Genomic DNA, 22,860 nt, shown 5'->3' on the forward strand with positions numbered 1-22,860 from the left:
GCCATGGCGTCGACCACCACGTCCGCGGCCCGGGTGGCGGCGCTGCCCCGCGCGACGAGGCTCGAGGAGCCACCCGGGCACGGGCGCGGCGGCATCCGCACGATGTACCCGTCGTGGTTCTACCTGCCCGCAGGTGCGCTCTACGTCGTGTTCTTCGCGGTGCCGACCTTCGCCTCGTTCTACTTCGCGCTGACCCGCTGGACGCTGTTCGACGTCGAGTTCATCGGCCTCGACAACTTCGTGCAGTTCTTCCAGGAGCCGCAGCTGGTGCAGGGCTTCGTCAACACCTTCTTCTACGGCTTCGTCACCTCGGCCCTGAAGGTGGTGCTCGGTCTGGCGCTGGGGCTGCTGCTCACCTCCCAGATCATCGCCCGGGGCTACCTGCGCTCGGTGGTGTTCTTCCCGGTGCTGGTCTCCACCATCGGCATCGGCATCACCTTCAAGGTGCTGCTCGACCCCTTCGGCGGGCTGGTCAACGAGTCGCTGGCCGCTCTCGGCATCACCGGTCCCGGCTGGCTCACCGACCCGGCCTGGGCGCTGTTCTCGGTGGCGCTGATCGACGTGTGGAAGGGCGTCGGCATCGCCACCCTGATCTACATCGCCGGGCTGGTGGCCATCCCGCAGGAGTACTACGAGGCCGCCCGGGTCGACGGCGCCACCAGCTGGCAGCTGTTCCGGCGGATCACGCTGCCGCTGGTCCGCCCGGCGACGGCCACGGTGGTGGTGCTCTCGCTGATCGGCGGGCTGAGGTCGTTCGAGCTCATCTGGGCCACCACCCGCGGCGGGCCGGGCTTCACCAGCGACGTGATCGCCTCGGTGATCTACAAGCAGTACCAGGCCGGCTTCTACGGCCTGTCGACCGCCGGCAACGTCGTGCTGTTCGTGGTGGTCACCGCGATCATGATCCCCGTCTCGATCCTGCTCAACCGCAAGGAGGTCGACCGGTGAGGGCGCGACGGGTCCGCGGAGTCGTCGTCGGCGCGGTCGCGGTGCTGGTCTCGGTCGTGGTCTTCCTGGTCCCGTTCGCCTTCATCCTGGTGACGGCGGCCAAGACCGCCGAGGAGGCCTCGCTGCTGTCGTTCAGCCTGCCGAGCGAGTGGGCGCTGTGGGACAACCTGGTGGCGGTGCTGACCACCCGTGACGGCGTCGTGGTGCGGGCCTTCGTCAACTCCACGATCCTGACGGTGGCCAGCGTCGCGCTGATGGTCGTCGTCGCGGCCATGGTCGGCTACGTGCTGCAGCGCAGGTCGAGCCGCTGGAACCCGGTGGTCAACTTCTTCGTGCTGGCCGGGCTGATCGTCCCGCCGGCCGTGGTGCCCACCATCTGGGTGCTGCAGACCATCGGGCTGTTCAAGACCATCCCCGGCATGGTGCTCATCAACGCCACCTTCGGGCTGTCGTTCTGCGTGCTGCTGTTCCGGGCGTTCGTCTCGACCGTGCCCCGCGAGCTGGACGAGGCGGCGATCATCGACGGCGCGGGGCCGATGCGGCTGTTCTTCACCGTGGTGCTGCCGCTGCTCAAGCCGGTGGTGATCACGGTCGTCGTGGTGCAGGCGGTCGCGGTGTTCAACGACTTCACCGGTCCGCTCTACTTCCTGCCCGGCGACGAGAACGCCACCGTGCAGCTGACGCTGTACAACTTCCAGAGCCAGGTGCTGAGCCAGTGGAACCTGCTCTTCATGGACATCCTGCTGATCACCCTGCCGCCGCTGGTGATGTACATCTTCTTCAACCGCCAGATCGTGGCCGGGATGACCAGCGGGGCGGTGAAGGGCTGAGCCTCACCGGGCGGGGCGGCGCAGCAGCCGTCCCGCCCGCTCGCCGGTGACGGCCTGGTCGCTCCAGGCCAGCCGGCCGGCGACCCACACCTTCTCCACACCCGTGGCCAGCTGCCAGGGCTCGGTGAAGGTCGAGCGGTCCGCCACCCGGTCCGGGTCCAGCAGCACCAGGTCCGCGACGGCCCCCGGACGCAGCACGCCCCGGTCGGCCAGCCGGATCCGGCGGGCCGGCAGGCCGGTCATCTTGTGCACCGCCTCGGGCAGGGTCAGCACGCCCAGCTCGCGGACGTAGCGGGCCAGCACCCGGGCGAAGGTGCCGAAGCTGCGCGGGTGGGGCCGTCCCTCGCCCTCGGGTCGCAGCACCCAGCCGTCGCTGGCCACCGACACCCGGGGGTGGCGCAGCACCTGCACCACGTCGTCCTCGGCCAGGGCGTGGTTCACCATCGCCACCCCGGCGCCGTGGGCGGTGAGCACGTCCAGCATCACCTCGGTGCTGCCGACCCCGCGCTCGGCGGCGAGCTCGGCCAGGCTGCGCCCGACCGCCCAGGCCCAGGGGCCGGGGCTGACCGAGGAGAGCACCACGCCAGCCGGGTCGAAGGCCCGTCCGCTGCGCTCCTCGACCGCGGCCGCCACCCGGGCGCGGGTGGCGGGGTCGGCCAGCCGGGCCTGCATGGCCTCGGGGCCGCCGTCGAGGGCCCAGCCGGGCAGCCGGGACATCAGCGAGGTGGAGGTGGCCGTGTAGGGGTAGACGTCGGCCTGCACGTCGACGCCGTCCGCGACCGCCTCGTCCACCAGGTCCAGCACCGTGCCCACCGTGCCGTGGTAGGCGGGGCCGATCGCCTTGAGGTGGCTGAGCTCCAGACCGACCCCGGTGGCCCGCGAGTGGTCCAGGGCCTCCCGGACGGCGTCGACCAGACCGGCGGACTCGTCGCGGATGTGGGTGGAGTGCACCAGACCGGCCGAGGCGGCCACCGCCAGCAGGGCGCGCACCTCGGCCTCGTCGGCGAAGGTGCCGGGGGCGTAGATCAGCCCGGTGCTGAGTCCGACGGCGCCGGCCCGTGCGGCGGCGCGCACGGCCGCGGCCATCCGCTCCATCTCCGCCGGCGTGGCGGCCCGCTCGTCGGGTCCCACCACGGCGGCCCGGACCGTGCAGTGCCCCACCTGGGTGGCCACGTTGACCGCGGGCCGGACCCGCTCCACCGCGCGGGCGAAGCCGTCGGCGTCGTCCCAGTCCCAGGCCAGCTCCTCCTCGGCCAGGAAGCGGGTGGCGCGCCGCACCCAGCCCGCCTCGTCCACCGGGAACGGGCTGAACCCGCAGTTGCCGACGAGCAGGGTGGTGACGCCCTGCGCCAGCTGGGTGTCGGCGGCCGGCCAGGCGCCCACGGTGAAGTCGGCGTGGGAGTGCAGGTCGACGAAGCCCGGGCAGAGCACCAGCCCGTCCGCCGCCACGACCTCCGCGCCCCGGGTGTCGCGGAGCCGGGGACCCAGCGCCACCACCCGGTCACCCGCGACGGCCACGTCGGTCCGCACCGGGTCCGCGCCGGTGCCGTCGACCACCAGCGCGCCGGTCACCACCAGCTCGGGCTGCCGCGCGGTGACGGCGCTCACGTGGTGAACCACAGGATCAGCGCGTACATCGCGCAGGCGGGGACGAGCACGGCCCAGCCCGTGATCAGCATGTTGCGCAGGTTGGTGGAGCGGGCCAGACCCATCGCGCCGACCATGTTGCCGTTGGGGAAGGGCCCGTAGGTGTCGGCCTTGGAGGCGAACAGCATGGTGACCACCCAGGCGCCCGCGGAGACGCCGAGGGTGGACTGCAGCGGGCCGAACACCTCGTCCAGCAGCACCACCTGGGCGGCGGTGGCCCCGGGGACGCCGACCCACCCGAGGGCGGCGACGACCAGGGTGAAGGCGAAGGCCGAGCCCTGGGCCAGGTCGTCCCCGACCGCGGCCAGCACCACGTCGAAGGGGGCCAGCAGGTCGATGATGGCGAACAGCGCCGCCAGCAGCCAGAACAGGATGAGGATGCTGATCAGCGAGGCGCCGCCGCGGTACATGGCCGAGAGGATGCGGCCGGGCTCGAGCCCGCCGGCCAGGCCGGTCAGCACGCCGAGCACCGGCAGGGCCAGCAGCGGGAAGGAGGTGCCGGCCTCGGTCACGGTGGCGTAGACGACGCTGACCAGCAGCGCGACGGTGAACACCGCGGTGGCGCGGCCGGCGCGGGCGGGCACCTCGGTGGTCTCGGCGCCGATGGAGGCCGGGTCGTAGTCGTCCCCGGTGCCCTCGGTGCGCCGCTGCATCCAGCGGACGACCACCACGCCCCAGACGATCGACAGCACGGCCAGCGGCGCGGCGCCGTAGCCGAGGTAGGTGAGGTAGCCGACCTCCGCGGCGGTCATCACCGCGACGTTGGAGCCGGCGAAGGGGGCCACGGCCAGACCGGCGCAGCCGCCGATGAACAGCGCCGCCGCGGTGGCCGAGCGCGTGAACCCGAGCCGGGCGGCGATCGGCAGCAGGATCGGGGCGGCGATGGCCAGGGCGCCGGCGAGCGTGCCGAGGGCCGCCACCAGCACCAGGCAGGCCAGCATCATGCCCACCAGGACCGCGGTGCGGGAGCTCTCCCCCACCATCCGCATCACCCAGGACACGATCGTCTGCGCCACCCCGGTGACCTTGAGCACCTCGCCGGTGGCCGCGCCGAGCACGATGATCAGACCGATCATGGTGATCGAGTCGCCCAGCCCCTCGCCCAGCAGGTTGCCGGTCTCCAGCGGGCTCAGCTGGGCCACCAGCAGGCCGCTGACCAGCGCCACCACGGTGGCCACCACGATGTCCATCCCGAGCAGGCAGAGCACCGCGTAGAGCACGATGGGCAGCAGCCCCCACAGCGTGGGAGCCGGCCCCAGGAAGCCGGCGACCACCGCCAGCGCCAGACCGATCCCGCTCACCACCCCCAGCACGGCGCGTCGTCGCCGTGAGAGGACGACCTCGTAGGCGTTGCCGGACTCCTCACGGGTGTCCGTCGTGGGGCTGCTCATCTCGTCCTCTTCCTCGTCGTACGTGCTGTGCTGTGCAGTGCAGTGCAGTAAGTGCAGTGCAGGGCGCGCGCTCAGGCGCGCAGGGTGAGCTGGTCGAGGCGGTGCTCGGCCAGCGTGTCCGGGTCCACCTCGAAGCCCACCCCGGGCCGGGTGGGTACGGCGACGACGCCGCGGTCGGCGCGGACGCCGTCCACCACGACGTCGCGGGCGTAGTACTTGTCCCACGAGGAGACGTCGCTGGGCAGCGTGAAGCCGGGCAGCGAGGAGAGCGCGACGTTGGCGGCGCGACCGATGCCGAACTCGTGCATGCCCCCGCACCAGACGTCGACGCCGTGCTCGCGCGCCAGGTCGTGGGCGGCCACGGCGGCGGTCAGCCCGCCCATCCGCGACACCTTGATGTTGAGCACCGAGCCGGCGCGCAGGGCCAGCATGGTGCGCAGGTCGTCCAGCTCCTCCACCGACTCGTCGAGGCAGACCGGGGTGTCGACCTCGGCGGCGAACCGGGCCGAGGTCAGCCAGTTCCGGGGGGCGAAGGGCTGCTCGATCATGGTCAGCCCGAAGTCGTCGAGGCGGCGCAGCACGGCGAGGTGCTCCTCGCTGCCGGAGTAGGCGCCGTTGGCGTCGACGTGCAGGGCGAGGTCGCCGAAGGCCTCGCGGACCACCCGGACCGGCTCGACGTCCCAGCCCGGGGCGATCTTGAGCTTGACCCGCGGGTAGCCGAGGTCGACGTGGTGCTGCACCTGCGCCAGCAGCTCGTCGAGGGTGTCCTCGATGCCGAGCGAGACTCCGGCCACCACCTCGGTGCGGGTGCCGCCCAGCAGCTCCGCCAGCGGGCGACCGGTGCGCGCGGAGTGCAGCGTCCAGACCGCGGCGTCGACACCGGCCTTGGCGAACTGGTGGCCGCGCACCCGCGACCAGGTGGCCGAGGCGTCGCGGGGGCCGCTCAGCTCGGTGCCCAGCAGCGTGGGCAGCAGGTGCTGCTCGGCGACCAGCCAGCTGGTGCCCACGGTGTCGGGGCAGTAGTAGGGGGCGCTGGGTGAGGCGATCTCGCCCCAGCCGACCGTGCCGTCGGAGGCGTGCAGCTCCACCAGCACGTGCTCGAGGTGGCTCTTGGCGTGGCTGCTGGTGCGGAAGGTGTGCACCAGCGGCAGCCGGACCCGGTGCAGCACCGCGGTCACCACGGTCAGGGGTGCGTCGCTCGACGGGGTGGTGGTCTGCTCGGTCACGGGGTCTCCCGGGTGTAGAGGGCGAGCTGGTCGCTGAGGGCCTCCCGCTCCGCCAGCCGGCGACGGGCGCCCTTCGCGCTGGCGGTGGAGAGGGTGGTCAGCAGGTGGGCCACCGACACCACGGCGGTCGCGGAGTCGACGTGGCTGGCGCTGGTGGTGGGGACGGTGATCACGGTGGCGGCCACCTGCGCGACGGGCGAGTCGGCGGCGTCGGTGAGGGCCACCACGGTGCCGCCCCGCTCGGCGAAGAGCCGGGCCAGCGAGGCGGTCTCGGGACGGTAGCGGCGCAGCGACACCGCCACCAGGACGTCGGTGGTGCGGACGTCGGTGAGCACGTCCAGACCGCGGCCGGAGGCGGCGTCGACGAGCTGCACCTGGGAGAGCCCGACCCCGAGGTCGGTGCTGAGCAGGTGGGCCAGCGCGTAGGACTTGCCGGCGCCGGCGACGACCCGGCGCCGCGCGGCCACCACCTGCTGGGCCGCCCGCAGGACCGAGCCGTCGGCGACCAGGTCGCCGAGGCCGCGCTGCAGGGTGGCCAGCTCGCGCTCCACCACCCGCTGCTGCAGGGCCTCGGCCGTGGTCGGGCGTCCCAGCCGGGCGCCGTAGCGCTGCGAGGGGCTGCTGAGCCGGGTGTCCTCGGGCGGCGGGACGTCGGCGCGGCCGGTCACCGCTCCTCCGGGTGGGCCAGCAGGTAGACCGAGCGGTCGTCGTCCAGACGCCGGCAGCCGGCGGCCACGAAGCCCTCGGCGGCCTGCTGCTGCAGGGTGTGCACCACCCGGGTCGAGAGCCCCGGGTCACGGCGGGGGCGGGCCGGCACGACCAGCAGCCGCAGCCCCGCCGCGGCGGCCACCCCACCCGGGCCGAGGTCTGGGCCCACGAGGTCGTCCAGCCCGGGGACGTCCAGCGGCGTCCGGGGGTGACGCAGGTCCCACTGCACCACCAGCCGGTGCTCGCCGGGGCCGAAGAGGTCGGGGACGACCTCGTGGCCGACCGCGCCGAGGACGTCGAGGTTGAAGTGGGCGTTGACGGCCAGCAGCGGGTCGAAGGACCAGCGCATCTGCTGCAGCCCCAGGGCCAGGGCGCGCTCGCGCTGGGCGTGCTTGATCCGCCGGCCCAGGCCGCGGGACTGCCACTCCGGGGAGATCACCACCGCCTGGCTGTAGTGGAAGGGCCGTCCCGCCTCGAGCCCGGTCCAGCCGTAGGCGAAGGCGACCAGCCGGCCGTCGCCGTCGCGGGCGCCGAGCGCGATCCCGCCGTGGCGCAGCATCGACAGCAGCAGCCGCGGGTTCAGCGCGGTGCCGGGGTCGAGGTAGCCGAAGACGCGCCGGTAGAGCGCCGAGGCCTCGGCCAGCTCCTCGGCGCCGGTCACCTCGACCAGCGTGGGATCTCCCACCGTGCCCTCCTCGGATGTCATCGATACGGAACGTATGCGCGTCGTGACGGTCGCCGCGACCTCGCTGCCCGAGCGTCCCACGCTGTGGGACGGCCGTCCAAATCGGGGAACACGTGCCCGACGGCGAGGAGGTGTCGCCGTCGGCACCACGCCGATAAGGTACGGATGCATGACGGACAACCTGCTGGACCGGGTGGCGGCGCTGGTGGCGGTCGAGAGCCCGACCGGTGACCTGGAGGCCCTCGCCGCCGCCGCGGAGGCGGTCCGCGCGCTGCTGGCGCCGCTGGGCGGGCGGCTGCGCGAGCACCCCGGCGAGATGGGCACCCACCTGGTGCTGGAGCTGGACGGCCACGGCTCGGACTCGGCGCCCGTGCTCCTGGTGGGGCACTACGACACGGTCTGGCCCGTCGGCACGCTGCAGCGGATGCCCTGGACGGTCGCCGACGGCGTGGCCCGCGGGCCCGGCGGCTACGACATGAAGAGCGGGCTCGTGGTCGCCGCGGCGGCGCTCTCCGACGTGCTGGCCTCCGGCCGCCCGCACCCGCCGGTGCGGCTGGTGGTGGTCGCCGACGAGGAGGTGGGCTCGCCGACCTCGACGCCGCTGCTGCGCTCGCTGGCCGAGGGCGCCCGCGCCGCGCTCGGCTTCGAGTCGCCCCACCCCGGCGGGCCGCTCAAGCGGGGGCGCCACGGCAGCACCCGGCTGCGGCTGCGGGTGGGCGGGCGCAGCGCCCACGCCGCGCTGGACCCGGGCTCGGGGATCTCCGCGGTGGACGAGCTGGTCGACCAGCTGGTGCGGCTGCGGGCGCTGGTGGACCGCCCCGGGGTGCTGTGCAACGTCGGCTCGCTGACCGCCCCGGGACGCACCAACGTGGTCACCGACGCCGCCGAGGCCGAGATCGGGCTGCGCTTCGCCGACCCTGCGGTGGAGCAGGAGGTGATGGCCGCGGTGCGGGCGATGGCACCGGTGCGGGCCGGGGCACGGCTGGAGGTCGAGGTGCTCAGCTCCCGGCCGGCGTGGGTGCCGGCCGGGTCCGACGAGCTGCTCACCACCGCGCTGCGGGTGGCCGCCGTGCTGGGCGTGGAGCTGGACCCGGCGCCCGCGGCCGGCGGCGCCGACACCAACACCACGGGCTCGCTGGGGGTGCCGACCCTGGACGGTCTGGGCCCCTGGGGTGCCGGGGCGCACGCCGAGCACGAGCAGTTCGAGGTGGCGGCCCTGGAGCAGCGGCGCCGGCTGGTGGCCGAGCTGCTGCTGGCGCTGGCCTGAGCCCGGCGGCCCCGGCCCGGCACCGGGCGCCGGAGCGGGCTACTCCGTCTCGAGGTGGTCGGCGGTCACGAAGTCGATCAGCTTCTCGACCTCGGTGTTGAGCCGCGGGTCCAGGTCGTTCCAGCTGCGGACCCGGCCCAGCACGTGCTGCCAGGCGCGGGCGATGTCGGCCTGGTCCCGGTGCGGCCAGCCCAGCCGGGCGCAGACCCCGCTCTTCCAGTCCTCGCCGCGCGGCACGGTGGGCCAGGCGTCGATGTCGAGCCGCTCGGGCCGGACCGCCTCCCAGATGTCGATGAAGCGGTGCCCGTTGACCATCACCCACGGCCCGAACCGGCCGGCCGAGACCTGCTCGGCGATCCGGGACTCCTTCGAGCCGGGGACCAGGTGGTCGACCAGCACGCCCAGCCGGCGGCCCTGCTCGGGGGCGAACTGCTCCACCACGGCCGGCAGGTCGTCGATCCCGCCCAGGAACTCCACCACCACGCCGACGTGGCGCAGGTCATCGCCCCAGATCTTCTCCACCAGCTCGGCGTCGTGGCGGCCCTCGACGTAGATCCGGCTGGGCAGCGCCACCCGGGCGGGGCGACGCGGCCCGACCCGCGAGCCGGAGGCGGTGTGGGTGGCGCCCCGGGCCGCCCCCGCCCCGGTCGAGCGCGACGGCGCCCGCAGCGCCACCGGCTGGCCCTCGAGCAGGAACCCCGCCCCGAGGGGGAAGCTGCGCACCTTGCCGCGACGGTCCTCCAGCACGACGATGCCGTTCTCCCAGCGCAGCACCGCCCCGCAGAAGCCCGAGGCGGCGTCCTCGACGACCATCCCCACGCTGAGCACCTGGTCGGTGGAGGTCTTGCGTCCCTGCTGCTGCCAGCCGGGACGCAGGACGTCGGAGCCGTAGCGGTTCGTCGGTCGAGGCACCCGAGGAGCCTAGGTCACGGACCTCCGCTCCCCGGCGAAGGAGCGTCGGCGCGCCCTGGCCCGGGGGTCAGTCGAGCAGGTCGCGGACCAGGCCGTCGGCCAGCAGCCGGCCCTGCAGGGTGGGCCGCAGCCGGTCGGTCCCGGTGAGCAGCCCGCGGGCCACCAGGTCGGGGACGCGGGCCCGCTCGCCGGCGGTCAGCACCGCGGCGTCCAGCCCCTCGGCGAGCCGCAGGCCGAGCATCACCTGCTCGACCCGGCGGTCGGCGGCGGTGAGCACCTCCCGGGCGGCGGCCGGGGTGGTGCCGGCGGTCAGCAGCTGGGCGTAGCGGGCCGGGTGCTTGACGTTCCACCAGCGGACGCCGCCGACGTGGCTGTGCGCGCCCGGGCCGATCCCCCACCAGCTGGTGCCCCGCCAGTAGGCCAGGTTGTGCCGGCTGGTGTGGTCGGGGGTGCGGGCCCAGTTGCTCACCTCGTAGGCGCTGAAGCCGGCACCGGTGAGCACCTCCTCGGCCAGCAGGTACTTGTCGGCGAGGTCGTCGTCGTCGGTCATGGCCACCTCGCCGCGGCGGATCCGCCGGGCCAGCCGGGTCCCCTCCTCCACGATCAGCGCGTAGGCGCTGACGTGGTCCGGCCCGCCCTCCAGGGCCGCCTCCAGGCTGGCCCGCCAGTCCTCGAGGCTCTCCCCGGGGGTGCCGTAGATGAGGTCGAGGGAGACCGAGCCGAAGCCGGCCTCGCGGGCCTCCCGGGCGGCCTGCTGGGGCCGGCCGGGCGAGTGCACCCGGTCCAGCACCCGCAGCACGTGGGGGCGCACCGACTGCATCCCGAACGAGATGCGGTTGAACCCGTGCCCGACCAGCCGGCGCAGCCCGTCGGCGTCCACCGACTCCGGGTTGGACTCGGTGGTCACCTCGGCGTCGGGCGTCAGACCGAAGCGGCTGCGGACGCCGTCCAGCAGCCGGCCCAGGTCGTCCGGCGGCAGCAGCGTGGGGGTGCCGCCGCCGACGAAGACCGTGCTGACCGGTGGCGCGTCGGGGCCGAGCACCCGGGCGGCGAGCTCGAGCTCGGCCAGCGCGGCGTCCACGTAGCCGGCCCGGGTGGCTCCCGAGGGCGCACCCGCCGCGCCCTCGCCGAGCTCCAGCGGGGTGTAGGTGTTGAAGTCGCAGTAGCCGCAACGGGTGGCGCAGAAGGGCACGTGCAGGTAGATCCCCAGCGGGGTCGCGGGCACCTCCGCCAGCGCCGAGGGGGGCAGGCTGCCGTCGGCGGGGACGGGGTCGCCGTCGGGCAGCTGGGAGGGCACCGGCCCAACCTACGTCCAGACGCCCAGCCGGGTGGAGTCGCCGCGGTCGCAGCGGGTACTCCCCCGGTGCACCCTTCGACGGGTCCGCGCGACGACGCGCCGGAGGCCTTGCAGACCCTGCACAGCGCCCGGGAGGACGAGCCATGATGCTGAACCGTCGACAGCTGATCGGTGGCGCCGCCGCCGGTGCCACCGCCTCCCTCGCCGGCTGCGCCGGCCTGACGGGGCGGACACCGTCGCAGGAGGCGCCCGAGCAGACCACGCTGACCTTCGTGAACTGGTCCGGCGACGCCGAGAAGGCGGCCTTCGACGCCCTGATCGCGGCCTTCACCGCCGCCAACCCCGACGTGGTGGTGCGGACCGACACCGTCCCCTACGCCAGCATCCAGACCAACATCGACTCCCGCTTCCAGGCCGGCACACCCCCCGACCTGTTCCGGGTCTCCTACATCGACATCGGGCAGTACACCAGCCAGGGGGTGCTGCTGGACGTCTCGGGGACGTTCACCGCCGAGCGGGCCGCCCAGTTCGTGCCCGGCCTGTACCAGGGCGTCGTGGCCGACGGGCGTCCCTACGGGGTCCCCCACCAGATCGACACCAGCGCCGTGCTGTACCGCACCGACGCCTTCGAGGCCGCCGGGATCCGCGACGTGCCGGCGTCGCTGGAGGAGGCCTGGAGCTGGGAGGAGTTCGCCGCCGTCGCCGAGCGGCTCGCCGGGGTGACCAAGGGCAAGCAGGTGCCCTTCATCTACAACTGGCAGGCGGCCGGGGCCTACCGCTGGCTGTCGTGGCTGTTCCAGGCCGACGGCCGGCTGCTGACCGAGGACCTGCTCGCCCCGGCGGTCGACAGCCCCCAGGGCCGCCGGACGCTGGAGTTCACCCGCAGCTTCTACACCGAGGGGTGGGTGGCGCGGAACAGCTCGACGAAGTCCACCACCTACGCCGGCGACGAGTTCGTCGCCGGCGCGGCCGCGATGGCCTTCGTGGGCGACTTCGTGCTGCCGGCCGTCGACGCGGGCGTGGACTTCGAGTACCGCGTGCTGCCGATGCCCCGCGACGTCCGCGCCGCCTCCGACCTGGGCGGCAACGCCATCGTGGCCGCCGCCGAGGGGGCGCACACCGAGGCGGCGCTGCGCTTCCTGGACTTCATCGCCCAGGAGGAGCCGATGCGCACCTACTGCGAGGCGACCGGGCAGCTGCCGACGCTGACCTCGCTGACCCAGACCGAGCTCGACTTCGAGGTCCGCCCGGACCTGATGGGGACCTTCGTCGAGCAGGCCACCACCATCACCCCCGAGCAGGTGGCGCAGGTGACGGTGCCGGCCTTCGCCCGGATCAACACCCTGCTCGGGAACGAGCTGGAGACGATGTTCCTGCAGGGCCGCGAGGCCGGGGCCACCGCGCAGGCCCTCGACGAGGCGCTCGCGCAGGCGCTGCGGTGAGCCGGGCCGCCCGGCCGAGCGCGGTGGGGCGGGACCGGGAGGGTCCCGCCTTCGCGGCCCCGGCCCTGCTGCTGGCGGGCACCTTCCTGGTGCTGCCGATGCTGCTCGCCGGCGTCTACTCCTTCACCGACATCGCCCCGCTCAGCGGCGCGGTCAGCTGGGTCGGGCTGCAGCACTACGCCACCATGCTCGCCGACCCCGTCTTCGCCCGCGCGGTGCTCAACACGGCCCTCTTCACCGCCGTCACCGTCCCGGGCAGCATGGCGCTCGGTCTGGCGCTGGCGCTGCTGATGAACTCGGTGCTGCCGGCCCGCGCGCTGTTCCGGACGGTGGTCTACCTGCCGCTGGTGATCTCGGGGGTGGCGGTGGGGCTGATCGGCACGCTGCTGTTCAACGAGACGACCGGCGTGCTGCAGACGCTGGCCGCGGCGCTCGGGCTGCCCCCGGTGTCGTGGCAGTCGTCCGGGCCGGCGGCGTTCGCCTCGGTCGTGCTCATCACGCTGTGGGTCCGGGTCGGGTTCACCATGATCATCTACCTGGCCGGGCTGCAGGCCGTCCCGGTGGAGCTGCACGAGGCCGGGCAGGTGGAGGGGGCCGGGCGCTGGCAGCGGTTCCGCTGGATCACCTGGCCGCTGCTCGGACCCGCCACCTTCTTCCTGCTCGTGATGAGCGTCATCTACTCCTTCCAGGTCTTCGACACCGTCTTCGTGCTGACCGGTGGCGGGCCGGGCTCGGCGACGGAGGTGCTGGGCACCTACGCCTACGACACCGCCTTCGGGCCGGCCCGCGACCAGGGCTACGGGGCCGCTCTGGGCCTCGTCGTCTTCGTCTTCACGCTGGTCTTCACCCTGCTGCAGTGGCGCGCCAGCCGGACCCGGGACGAGGCGGCGTGAGCGGGCCGCGGCGGCGCCGCGACCGGCTCGGGCGGGCGCTGCGGACCGTGGTCGCGGTGGTCGTCGCCGTGGTGATGGTGTTTCCGCTGTGGGTGATGGTGGTGACCGCCTTCGCCGACCGCGGCACCTTCCCCCGCTCCCTCAAGGTGTGGCCGGAGTCGGTCACGCTGGACAACTTCCGCCGCGTCTTCGCCGCCTGGCCGGTGGGCACCTGGTTCGTCAACTCCCTCACCGTCACCCTGATCACCACCGTGCTCGGCGTCACCGTCAGCGTGGTCGGCGGCTACGCCTTCGCCAAGCTCCGCTGGCGCGGGCGGACACCGCTGTTCTGGCTGCTGCTGGCCACCCTGATGATCCCGACCCAGGCGATCCTGGTGCCGCAGTTCCGGCTGGTCAACGGGCTCGGCCTGGTCGGCACCTTCTGGGCGGTGATCGTCCCGGGGGCGGCGGCCACCTTCGGCATCTTCCTGGCCCGCCAGTTCATGCTGGCCGTCCCCAGCGAGCTGCTGGAGGCCGCCCGCCTCGACGGCGCCGGCCCGGGAAGGGTCTTCGTCAGCGTGGTGCTGCCGCTGTGCCGCCCGCTGCTGGCGGTGCTGGTGCTGCTGAGCCTGATGTACCAGTGGAACGACTTCCTCTGGCCGCTGGTCGTGCTGAGGGACCCCGCGCTGTACACGCTGCCGATCGGGCTGCAGTTCCTGCAGGGCCAGTACTCCACCGACCACCCCGCGCTGATGGCGATGACGCTGCTGAGCGTCACGCCGCTGGTGCTGCTGTTCCTGCTGTTCCAGCGCTGGTTCGTCCAGGGCCTGGCCACCACCGGGCTGCGCTGACCCCGCCCGAGGAGCGGTAGAAATTTCAACTAGGGTGACTGGGGTGACCGTGCCGTCCCTCCCCCGCCCGAGCGCCGCCGTGCGCGCGGGCGGACGGCCCCGTCGCCGGCTGCGCGGGGACGCCCCGGCCGCGTGGGCGCTGCTGGCCCCCAGCCTGGCCGGCATCCTGGCCTTCCTGGTGCTGCCGATCCTGGTGGTGGTCTGGCTCAGCCTGAGCCGCTGGGACCTGCTCAGCCCGATCCGCTTCGTCGGCCTGGACAATTGGGTCGAGGTGCTCACCGACGGCCGGCTGGGTCACTCGCTGCTGGTCACGGTGCTGTTCGTGCTGATGGTGATCCCGCTGCAGACCGCGCTCGGGCTGGCGATGGCGCTGCTGCTCTCCCGCGGGCTGCCCGGCTCCTGGTTCTTCCGGGTGGTCTACGTGGTGCCCTGGATCTGCGCCCCGCTGGCCCTCGGGGTGGTGTGGCGGTGGATCTTCTCCCCCTACGGCGGGGCGCTGAACGCCCTGCTCGGCACCGACGTCGAGTGGCTCAGCGACCCCGACCTGGCGCTGCCCGTGGTGGCGGCGGTGAGCATCTGGTCCCAGGTCGGCTACACCACCTTGTTCTTCATGGCCGGGCTGGCCGGCATCCCCACCCAGGTGCTGGAGGCCGCCGCCCTGGACGGGGCAGGCGCCTGGTCGACGTTCTGGCGGATCAAGCTGCCGCTGCTCGGCCCGACGACGTTCTTCGTGCTGGTGACCGGGGTGATCGCCAGCTTCCAGGCCTTCGACCAGATCTACGCCCTCACCCCCAACGGCGGGCCGCAGGGCGCCACCGACGTGATCGCCACCCGCATCTACCTGGAGGCCTTCCAGGGCGGGTTCAACCTCGGCGGGGCGTCGGTGATGGCGCTGGTGCTGTTCGCCGTGCTGGTGGTGGTGACGCTGCTGCAGCAGCGCTTCTTCGCGGGGCGGGTGACCTATGACCTCTCCTGAGCAGCTCCCGACCCCCCGTGGGCGACGCCGGCCGGCGGGGATCGCCGAGCCGCTGCGGGCGGCCGGGCAGCGGCGTCGCCGGCTCGGTGACGCCGGCGCCTACCTGGTGCTGCTGGTGGGGGCCGTGCTGACCCTGGGCCCGTTCGTGCTGAGCTTCATGACCGCCTTCAAGACCCCCCAGCAGTTCGCCTCGGAGTCCTCGCTGGCCCCGCCCGACCCCGTCACCGGGGAGAACTTCGCCCGGCTGTTCGCCGAGGGCGGCTTCGTCTCCCCCGTGGTGGTGACGGCCCAGGTGGTGCTGGTGGTGGTGGTCGGGCAGCTGGTGTTCTCGATCATGGCGGCCTTCGCCTTCGCCCGGCTGCGCTTCCGCGGCCGCGACGCGCTGTTCTGGCTGTTCCTGGCCACGCTGATGGTGCCCCAGGTCGTCACGGTGATCCCGCTGTACACGATGTTCACCGCGGTGGACGCCCGCAACACCTTCTGGGCGCTGGTGCTGCCCTTCGTCTTCGGCTCGCCCTACGCGATCTTCCTGCTGCGGGAGTACTTCCGCGGCATCCCGGCCGACCTCATCGACGCCGCCCGCATCGACGGCGCGGGCACCTGGCGGATCCTGTGGCTGATCGTGGTGCCGCTGTCGCGGCCGATCATCGCCACGCTGGTGATCATCACCGTGGTCACCCACTGGAACAACTTCATGTGGCCGCTGATCATCACCACCGGGCCCACCTGGCAGACCATCACGGTGGCCACCGCCGCCCTGCAGAGCCAGTACAACGCCAACTGGACGCTCGTGATGGCGGCCACCACCGTGGCGATGGCCCCGCTGCTGGTCGTCTTCGCCCTCTTCCAGCGCCACATCGTCAGCTCCATCTCCCTCACCGGCTTCCGCTGACCGACCCACTCCAGGAGGAACCATGTCCGCTCGCAGCGCCGCACCCGCGATCTCCCGCCGCACCGTCCTCGGCTCCGCCGTGGGGCTGGGCGCGGCGGCCACCGTCGCCGGGTGCTCCCCCGCGGCCCAGCAGGAGGCGCCGACGGGGGGCGCCAGCGGCACCACCCGCACCGTCACCGTGCGGCTGTGGGACGAGCAGGTCGAGAAGGCCTACCGGGCCAGCTTCGACGCCTTCACCGCGAAGAACCCCGACATCCGGGTGGAGACCACGCTGGTGGCCTACGCCGACTACTTCACCAAGCTGCGCACCGACGTGGCCGGGGGAAACGCCGAGGACCTGTTCTGGGTCAACGGCTCCTACATCCAGCCCTACATCGACAACGGCAACCTGATGGAGATCGGCGCCGACTTCGACGCCCAGCGCGGGGAGTGGATCCAGCCCGCGGTGGAGCAGTACACCCGCGACGGGGTGCTGTGGGGCGTCCCGCAGCTGACCGACGGCGGCATCGCGATCTACTACAACGCCGAGCTGGTGGAGGCCGCCGGGCTGACGCCGCAGGACCTCACCGACCTGACCTGGGTCCCCGGCGGCGGGTCCGGCGACACCTTCCTGCCCGTGCTGCAGCAGCTGACCGAGGACGCCTCGGGACGCCGCGGCGACGAGAGCGGCTTCGACGGCACGAAGCCCGGCACCTGGGGCTACTCCGCCGCCCAGGACCTGCAGGGCATCTACTACAACTTCGTCGGCTCGGCCGGAGGTGCCTTCCAGCAGCCCGACGGCACCTTCGTCTTCGACTCCCCCGAGGGCCGCGACGCCTTCGGCTACGTCGTCGACCTGATCAACACCCACCGGGTGGCGCCGGCGGCGTCGAACACCAACGACAACGGCGACTTCACCCGCGACCAGTTCCTGCAGGGCAAGATCGCCCTGTTCCAGTCCGGGATCTACAACCTCAAGAACGTCGCCGACGGCGCCGACTTCGAGTGGGGCATCGTGCCCATCCCGGCCGGTCCGGCCGGGCGGGTGTCGGTCGTCAACAACATCGTGGTGGCCGGCAACGCCGCCACGGCGGACCGCGAGGCCACCACCCGGGTGCTGCAGTGGCTGGGGTCGGCCGAGGGCGCCTCCTACATCGGCGCCGAGGGCGCCGCGCTGCCGGCGGTGACCGGTGCCCAGCAGGCCTTCAGCGACTACTGGGCCGAGCAGGACGTCGACCCCGGCCAGTTCGCCGAGCAGGGCCAGCTGCCGTCGATCTCGGCGCCGACCGGGCAGAACTACGGAGCGGCGCTGACGGCCTGGAAGCCCTTCTTCGACGAGATGTTCCTCGGCCGCACCCCGGTGGACGAGGCGCTGGCCGAGGCCCAGGCCGCCGCGAACGAGGCGATCAACGGCTGAGCCGGCCCTCCGGGGGCTGCGGGGCGGCGATCTCGCCGCCGCCCTGCAGCGACTCCATCCCCTGCACGGCCTCGGTGCCGGCGTCCACCGGCTCGTGCGCCTGCGCCATCCGGGCGTCGGCGGCGTCGACCAGCCGGCGCCCGGTGGCGAAGACGACCAGGGCGAGCAGCACCGCGCCGGCACCGACCCAGAAGGCCACGTCGTCGCCGTGGGCCTCGGCCAGCAGACCGGCGGCGAAGGGCGCCAGCCCGCCGCCGAGGAAGCGGACGAAGCCGTAGGTGGCCGAGGCCACCGGACGCTCCACGGGCGCGACCATCATCACCGCCTGCGTCACCAGCGTGTTGTTGATGCCGATGAAGGCACCTGCCACCACGACGGCGACGACCACGACCGCCGGGGAGTCGACGCCGAAGCCGATCACCGCGAGGTCGAGGGCCAGCAGCGCGAAGTTGACCAGGAGGGTGCGTGAGGTGCCGAAGGCCCGCTGCAGCCGCGGGGCCACGAACACCGAGAACAGCGCCACCAGCAGACCCCAGCCGAAGAACACCAGGCCCAGCCGGACGGCGTCGAGGTGCATCAGGAACGGCGAGTGGGCCAGCAGGGTGAAGAAGCCCCAGTTGTAGAGCAGCCCGGTGACGCCCATGGTGGCCAGCCCGCGGTGCCGCAGCGCGGCCAGCGGCGCGCCGAGCGAGCTGGGGTGCTCGGGACGGGGGGTGGGCGGCAGCAGCACCAGGGTGGCCACCAGCGCGACGGTCATCAGCACCGAGACCCCGATGAAGGGCCCGCGCCAGCTGAGGTCGCCCAGCAGGCCGCCGACCAGCGGGCCGGCGGCGATGCCCACCCCGAGGGCGGTCTCGTAGAGGACGATCGCGCCGGCGAAGCCGCCCGAGGAGGAGGCCACGATGACGGCCAGCGAGGTGGCGATGAACAAGGCGTTGCCCAGCCCCCAGCCGGCGCGGAACCCGACGATCTGCCCGATGGTGGAGGAGGAGCCGGCGGCCAGGGCGAAGACGACGACGAGGGCCAGCCCGAGCACCAGCGTCCGCTTGGCGCCCAGCCGGCTGGAGACCCAGCCGGTGACCAGCATGGCGACCGCGGTCACCACCAGGTAGCTGGTGAACAGCAGCGACACCTGGGCCTTGGTGGCCTCGAGCTGCTCGGCCAGCGCCGGCAGGATCGGGTCGACCAGGCCGATCCCCATGAAGGAGACGACGCAGGCGAAGGCGACCGCCCAGACGGCCCGCGGCTGCCGGAAGGGGCTGGCCGGAGCGGGGTGGGCGGGTGCGGGGTGCGGCACGGGGTGGTCCTTCCGGGCTCGGGTGGTCAGGAGACGTCCTGGGTGAGGTGGTGCAGCGCGGGCAGGGCGGCGACCAGCGCCTGCTGGTCGGCGGGGCTGAGCCGCTGCAGGTGCTCGGCCAGGGTGCGGGCGCGCTGGCTCCGGCGCTCGGCGATCAGCGCGCGGCCGGCGTCGGTGAGCAGGATGCGGGAGACCCGCCGGTCGTCCGGGTCGGGCTCGCGCGCGGTGAGGCCGAGACCCTCCAGCCGGTTCACCAGGCCGGTCATCGCCGGCTGGCTGATCCCCTCCTGGGTGGCCAGCTCACCCAGCGGGGTGGGTCCCTGCTCGTCGAGCCGGCTGAGGGTGGTGCGGGCGGTCATGCTGAGCGGGCTGGGCGCGCTGTGGCGCCGGATCCAGGAGGTGAGCCGGTCCAGCGTGGTGGCGAGCTCCAGCAGCGGGTCGTCGGGCGCGGTCACCCCTCCGGTGTATCACATACCTATATAAGTTTCCAATGGATCTGGTCCGGTCGGGAGGTGCAGCCGGCCCGGCCCCCAGGTCTGGTCGACGTCGACGGAGAGGAAGGCGGCGCTGAGCCGGTGCTCCACGCCGGCCAGCGGTCCGTGCTCGAGGAACGTGGCGCGGGGCACCGCGACCGCCACCGCGGCGGGCGGCGGCAGGTCCGGCGCGGCCTCGACCACCACCACGCCGGCGGGGTCGGGGAGGAAGGTGCGCGGCAGCGGCCCGAAGCGGCGCGCGGTGCGGGGACCGGCGAACACCGAGCGCTCCGGCAGCGCGTCGGTGCCGGGTCGGGCGGTGCCGTCGAGGTCGGCGACGACCTCCAGGTCCGCGCTGCCGTCGCCGGAGCCGACGGAGATCCGCAGCCGCCGAGGGGTTCGCTCGACGCGGGCGTCGACGCGTCGGCGCCCGCCCCGGCTGGTCAGGTTGGCCCCCAGCACGGCCAGCGGGTCGTCGGACTGGCCGGCCAGGGCGAGCATCCCCCGGACGGTGCGACCGCGCCGGACGGCGAGGGTGGCGAAGAGCCGGTAGTCGACCGTGACGTGGCGGGGACGCCCGGCGCTCCTCGGCGTCCCGCGCGGGCGCAGCGCCTCGACCTCGGCCACGGTGGCGGCCAGCAGCGCCCACTCCCGCCCGTCGGTGCCGCGGTGGGTGTCCAGCCCCAGCCCGGCCGGGAGCAGGGCGCGCGCCGGCCCCGGTGGCACCGCCCAGGTCAGCTGGAGCGCGTGCACCAGGCGGGCCTCCACGGCGACCGGCCGGCGCTGCAGCCGGGTCAGCGCGGCCCCGGTCAGCCGGACGGCCGTGCGCACCGGCCAGGTGGGGCCCGGAAGTGGTCGCACCGCGGTCTCCGTCCGCTCGTCCTACCCCGATGATGGCACCGGGAACGGGTTCAGCCGCCCCAGCGGGTGGTGACGCTCCCCCAGATCATGGCGGCGTCCTCGGCGGCCAACCCCTCGTCGCCGGGCGCCGGCTCGGCCAGCGAGCGCAGCACGACCGCCCCGCCGGGCCGCACCGCACGGCGGACCGCGACCCGCAGCCGCGCGCCGTACTCCGGCGGGGCGCCGTCGAGCACGTTGGACAGCGCGACGGCGTCGTAGTGCCCCGCCGGCACGGACTCCAGGTGGGTGGCGACGTCCACGGCCAGCCAGGTGATGGCGTCGGGGTCCACGGCGGCAGGGCTCCAGCCGGGCAGGTCCTCCCCCGACAGCAGCCGCCAGGCGAAGCGGTTGTCGCGCATCCCGTGCCGGGCCAGCCCGCGGGCGATCCGGGCCCGCAGGATGTCGTCGAAGCGGCGCGGGATGAACCGGGCGAATTCCTTGGTCAGCAGCCGGACGGTGAAGGACCCGGGCCGCAGCACCCCGGCGAGCTGCCAGCGCACCACCCGGGTGTCGAGGTGGCGGGCCCAGTAGGCGGCGGCCTCCTCGGGGCCGGCGGTCTGCAGCACCGGCCACAGCCGGCGCATCCGCCAGCCGGGCGAGAGCGGGCGCAGCAGCGACCGGGCGGCGGTCATCAGGCTCTCCGCCGAGCCCCGGACCGACTCCCCGCCGGCCAGCCGGTCGCGGGCGTAGGCGAGCTGGCGGGCGTTGACGTCGACGGCGGTGACGGTGTGCCCGGCCGCGGCCGCGGCGGCGGCGATCTCGCCGGAGGCGGCGATCACGCACACCCGGCCGGGGGGCCCGAACGCCGCCAGCTCGATCCGCTCGTCCTCGTAGCTGCGGCCGAACAGCACCTGCGGCGGGCCGAAGCGGACCAGCCGGCCGCCCTGCCAGGGCGTCACCTCGGCCTGCGGACGCACGCTCACCGGGGCCCCTGCGGTGGTCGCGTCATGGCGCGAGGCTACTTCTTCTCCGCCTTGGCCGGCTCGGTGGTCGACAGCGCGGCGACGAACGCCTCCTGGGGGACCTCGACGCGGCCGACCATCTTCATCCGCTTCTTGCCCTCCTTCTGCTTCTCCAGCAGCTTGCGCTTGCGGGTGATGTCACCGCCGTAGCACTTGGCCAGCACGTCCTTGCGGATCGCGCGGATGGTCTCGCGGGCGATGACCCGGGCGCCGATGGCGGCCTGGATCGGCACCTCGAACTGCTGGCGGGGGATCAGCTCCTTGAGCTTGCCGGCCATCATCACCCCGTAGGCGTAGGCCTTGTCGCGGTGGACGATGGCGGAGAAGGCGTCCACCGGCTCGCCGTGCAGCAGGATGTCGACCTTGACCAGGTCGGCGGCCTCCTCGCCGGAGGCGTCGTAGTCGAGGCTGGCGTAGCCCTTGGTGCGCGACTTGAGGGCGTCGAAGAAGTCGAAGACGATCTCGGCCAGCGGCAGGGTGTAGCGGATCTCGACCCGGTCCTCGGAGAGGTAGTCCAGCCCCGTCTGCACGCCGCGGCGGGCCTGGCAGAGCTCGAGGATGGTGCCGATGTACTCGGCCGGGCTGAGGATGGTGGCCCTGACCACCGGCTCGTAGACCTCGGCGATCTTGCCGTCGGTGGGGTACTCGCTCGGGTTGGTGACCGTGAGCTCGCGGCCGTCCTCCATCCGCACCCGGTAGACCACGTTGGGGGCGGTGGAGATGAGGTCGAGGCCGAACTCCCGCTCCAGCCGCTCGCGGACGATCTCCATGTGCAGCAGCCCCAGGAACCCGACGCGGAACCCGAAGCCGAGCGCGCCGGAGGTCTCGGGCTCGTAGGTCAGCGCCGCGTCGTTGAGCAGCAGCTTGTCCAGCGCCTCGCGGAGCTCGGGGAAGTCGGCGCCGTCGATCGGGTAGAGCCCGGCGTAGACCATCGGGTTGGGGTGGCGGTAGCCGCCGAGGGCCTCGGTGGCCGGCCGCACGCTGGTGGTGACGGTGTCGCCCACCCGGGACTGGCGCACGTCCTTCACGCCGGTGATGAGGTAGCCGACCTCGCCGACGCCGAGGGAGCCGGTGCGCACCGGCTCGGGGCTGATGACCCCGACCTCGAGGGTCTCGTGGGCGGCCCTGGTCGACATCATCAGCACCTTCTCGCGGTGGCTGAGCTCGCCGTCGACCACCCGGACGTAGGTGACCACGCCGCGGTAGGTGTCGTAGACGGAGTCGAAGATCAGCGCCCGCGCCGGGGCGTCGGCGCGGCCCTGCGGCGCCGGGACCTGGAGCACGATCTCGTCCAGCAGCTCGCGCACCCCGACGCCGGTCTTGGCCGAGACCTTGAGCACGTCGGAGGGGTCGCAGCCGATGATGCCGGCCAGCTCGGCCGCGTACTTCTCCGGCTGGGCGCTGGGCAGGTCGATCTTGTTGAGCACCGGGATGATCTGCAGGTCGTTCTCCAGCGCCAGGTACAGGTTGGCCAGCGTCTGGGCCTCGATGCCCTGCGCGGCGTCGACCAGCAGCAGCGCGCCCTCGCAGGCCTGCAGCGACCGCGACACCTCGTAGGTGAAGTCGACGTGGCCGGGGGTGTCGATCATGTTGAGCACGTAGGCCTGCTCGCCCTCACCGAGGTCGGCGGTCCACGGCATGCGCACGGCCTGGGACTTGATCGTGATGCCGCGCTCGCGCTCGATGTCCATCCGGTCCAGGTACTGCGCCCGCGCGGCCCGCTCGTCGACGACACCGGTCAGCTGCAGCATCCGGTCCGCCAGCGTCGACTTGCCGTGGTCGATGTGGGCGATGATGCAGAAGTTGCGGATCTGCGCGGGGTCGGTGGCCCCGGGCGCGGGCCCGGCGTGGGCGGCCGGTGGGGTCGGGCTCAAGGCGTTCCAGCTCC

General features: G+C 73.5%; 21 protein-coding genes. 9 read left to right on the forward strand and 12 right to left on the reverse strand.

The features are described 5' to 3' along the window. The first annotated feature begins 3 nt into the window (after nt 1-3). Together GC722_RS16215 and GC722_RS16220 are read left to right on the forward strand one after the other, a co-directional pair. The gene (locus GC722_RS16215) at nt 4-948 is read left to right on the forward strand and encodes a carbohydrate ABC transporter permease (protein WP_156611812.1); all 945 of its coding nucleotides are present in this window, start codon (nt 4-6) and stop codon (nt 946-948) included. Beyond that, complete coding sequence (locus GC722_RS16220) at nt 945-1,778, forward strand: carbohydrate ABC transporter permease (protein WP_331714967.1); 834 nt, start codon at nt 945-947, stop codon at nt 1,776-1,778. Before GC722_RS16215 ends, GC722_RS16220 begins: the two co-directional genes overlap by 4 nt. Nucleotides 1,779-1,781: 3 nt before the next feature. Here the strand turns inward: GC722_RS16220 and GC722_RS16225 are convergent, their stop codons facing one another. The 5 genes from GC722_RS16225 to GC722_RS16245 all read right to left on the reverse strand — a co-directional run bounded on the left by GC722_RS16225 (nt 1,782) and on the right by GC722_RS16245 (nt 7,435). Next, complete coding sequence (locus GC722_RS16225) at nt 1,782-3,386, reverse strand: N-acyl-D-amino-acid deacylase family protein (protein ID WP_197430219.1); 1,605 nt, start codon at nt 3,384-3,386, stop codon at nt 1,782-1,784. Then, nucleotides 3,383-4,816 carry a Na+/H+ antiporter NhaC family protein gene (locus tag GC722_RS16230; protein ID WP_156611814.1) on the reverse strand — a complete coding sequence of 478 codons (1,434 nt, stop codon included), beginning with the start codon at nt 4,814-4,816 and terminating at the stop codon, nt 3,383-3,385. Before GC722_RS16230 ends, GC722_RS16225 begins: the two co-directional genes overlap by 4 nt. A 71-nt stretch (nt 4,817-4,887) precedes the next feature. Next, nucleotides 4,888-6,042: an o-succinylbenzoate synthase gene (gene menC / locus GC722_RS16235; protein ID WP_331714968.1), complete on the reverse strand. Its 1,155-nt coding sequence runs from the start codon at nt 6,040-6,042 to the stop codon at nt 4,888-4,890. Continuing rightward, nucleotides 6,039-6,710 carry a MurR/RpiR family transcriptional regulator gene (locus GC722_RS16240; RefSeq protein ID WP_331714969.1) on the reverse strand — a complete coding sequence of 224 codons (672 nt, stop codon included), beginning with the start codon at nt 6,708-6,710 and terminating at the stop codon, nt 6,039-6,041. The genes menC and GC722_RS16240 overlap by 4 nt, the downstream gene beginning before the upstream one ends. Further along, complete coding sequence (locus tag GC722_RS16245) at nt 6,707-7,435, reverse strand: hypothetical protein (RefSeq protein WP_156611817.1); 729 nt, start codon at nt 7,433-7,435, stop codon at nt 6,707-6,709. The genes GC722_RS16240 and GC722_RS16245 overlap by 4 nt, the downstream gene beginning before the upstream one ends. A gap of 169 nt (nt 7,436-7,604) precedes the next feature. Here GC722_RS16245 and GC722_RS16250 point away from each other — a divergent pair, with 169 nt between their 5' ends. Next, nucleotides 7,605-8,702: a M20/M25/M40 family metallo-hydrolase gene (locus GC722_RS16250; RefSeq protein ID WP_156611819.1), complete on the forward strand. Its 1,098-nt coding sequence runs from the start codon at nt 7,605-7,607 to the stop codon at nt 8,700-8,702. A gap of 39 nt (nt 8,703-8,741) precedes the next feature. Here GC722_RS16250 and GC722_RS16255 read toward each other — a convergent pair whose 3' ends face one another. Then, nucleotides 8,742-9,614 (reverse strand): DUF3097 domain-containing protein, encoded by an 873-nt coding sequence (locus GC722_RS16255; RefSeq protein ID WP_331714970.1) that lies wholly within the window; start codon nt 9,612-9,614, stop codon nt 8,742-8,744. Between the two features lie 67 nt (nt 9,615-9,681). Beyond that, nucleotides 9,682-10,911 (reverse strand): radical SAM family heme chaperone HemW, encoded by a 1,230-nt coding sequence (gene hemW, locus GC722_RS16260; protein WP_331714971.1) that lies wholly within the window; start codon nt 10,909-10,911, stop codon nt 9,682-9,684. Between the two features lie 146 nt (nt 10,912-11,057). On the opposite strand from hemW, the gene GC722_RS16265 reads away from it, so the two are divergent. The 6 genes from GC722_RS16265 to GC722_RS16290 are packed head-to-tail and all read left to right on the forward strand — an operon-like array spanning nt 11,058 to nt 17,340. Then, nucleotides 11,058-12,353, forward strand: a complete 1,296-nt coding sequence (locus GC722_RS16265) for an ABC transporter substrate-binding protein (RefSeq protein ID WP_231747894.1) — start codon at nt 11,058-11,060, stop codon at nt 12,351-12,353. Continuing rightward, complete coding sequence (locus tag GC722_RS16270; protein WP_197430220.1) at nt 12,350-13,246, forward strand: carbohydrate ABC transporter permease; 897 nt, start codon at nt 12,350-12,352, stop codon at nt 13,244-13,246. Before GC722_RS16265 ends, GC722_RS16270 begins: the two co-directional genes overlap by 4 nt. Then, complete coding sequence (locus GC722_RS16275; protein WP_197430221.1) at nt 13,243-14,076, forward strand: carbohydrate ABC transporter permease; 834 nt, start codon at nt 13,243-13,245, stop codon at nt 14,074-14,076. The genes GC722_RS16270 and GC722_RS16275 overlap by 4 nt, the downstream gene beginning before the upstream one ends. Before the next feature lie 43 nt (nt 14,077-14,119). Then, the gene (locus GC722_RS16280) at nt 14,120-15,052 is read left to right on the forward strand and encodes a carbohydrate ABC transporter permease (RefSeq protein WP_331714972.1); all 933 of its coding nucleotides are present in this window, start codon (nt 14,120-14,122) and stop codon (nt 15,050-15,052) included. After that, on the forward strand, nt 15,039-15,944 hold the full coding sequence (locus tag GC722_RS16285; RefSeq protein ID WP_156611824.1) for a carbohydrate ABC transporter permease: 906 nt from the start codon (nt 15,039-15,041) through the stop codon (nt 15,942-15,944). The genes GC722_RS16280 and GC722_RS16285 overlap by 14 nt, the downstream gene beginning before the upstream one ends. Nucleotides 15,945-15,966: 22 nt before the next feature. Next, entirely contained in the window at nt 15,967-17,340 is a 1,374-nt protein-coding gene (locus GC722_RS16290; RefSeq protein ID WP_156611826.1) for an ABC transporter substrate-binding protein, read from the forward strand. Here the strand turns inward: GC722_RS16290 and GC722_RS16295 are convergent. From GC722_RS16295 to lepA, 5 genes are read right to left on the reverse strand one after another with little or no spacing between them, the layout of a single operon-like run. After that, the gene (locus GC722_RS16295) at nt 17,330-18,637 is read right to left on the reverse strand and encodes an MFS transporter (RefSeq protein ID WP_331714973.1); all 1,308 of its coding nucleotides are present in this window, start codon (nt 18,635-18,637) and stop codon (nt 17,330-17,332) included. The two genes, GC722_RS16290 and GC722_RS16295, sit on opposite strands and share 11 nt — an antisense overlap. A 26-nt stretch (nt 18,638-18,663) precedes the next feature. Further along, nucleotides 18,664-19,092 (reverse strand): MarR family winged helix-turn-helix transcriptional regulator, encoded by a 429-nt coding sequence (locus GC722_RS16300; protein WP_197430222.1) that lies wholly within the window; start codon nt 19,090-19,092, stop codon nt 18,664-18,666. Between the two features lie 12 nt (nt 19,093-19,104). Then, nucleotides 19,105-19,971: a DUF2071 domain-containing protein gene (locus GC722_RS16305; RefSeq protein ID WP_156611828.1), complete on the reverse strand. Its 867-nt coding sequence runs from the start codon at nt 19,969-19,971 to the stop codon at nt 19,105-19,107. 50 nt (nt 19,972-20,021) lie between these two features. Beyond that, nucleotides 20,022-20,933, reverse strand: a complete 912-nt coding sequence (locus tag GC722_RS16310) for a DUF3419 domain-containing protein (RefSeq protein ID WP_156611831.1) — start codon at nt 20,931-20,933, stop codon at nt 20,022-20,024. Between the two features lie 35 nt (nt 20,934-20,968). Continuing rightward, complete coding sequence (gene lepA / locus GC722_RS16315; RefSeq protein WP_156611833.1) at nt 20,969-22,846, reverse strand: translation elongation factor 4; 1,878 nt, start codon at nt 22,844-22,846, stop codon at nt 20,969-20,971. Nucleotides 22,847-22,860 lie beyond the last annotated feature (14 nt).

Origin of the sequence: Auraticoccus cholistanensis (assembly GCF_009742705.1) — a bacterium.
Taxonomy (GTDB): domain Bacteria; phylum Actinomycetota; class Actinomycetes; order Propionibacteriales; family Propionibacteriaceae; genus Auraticoccus; species Auraticoccus cholistanensis.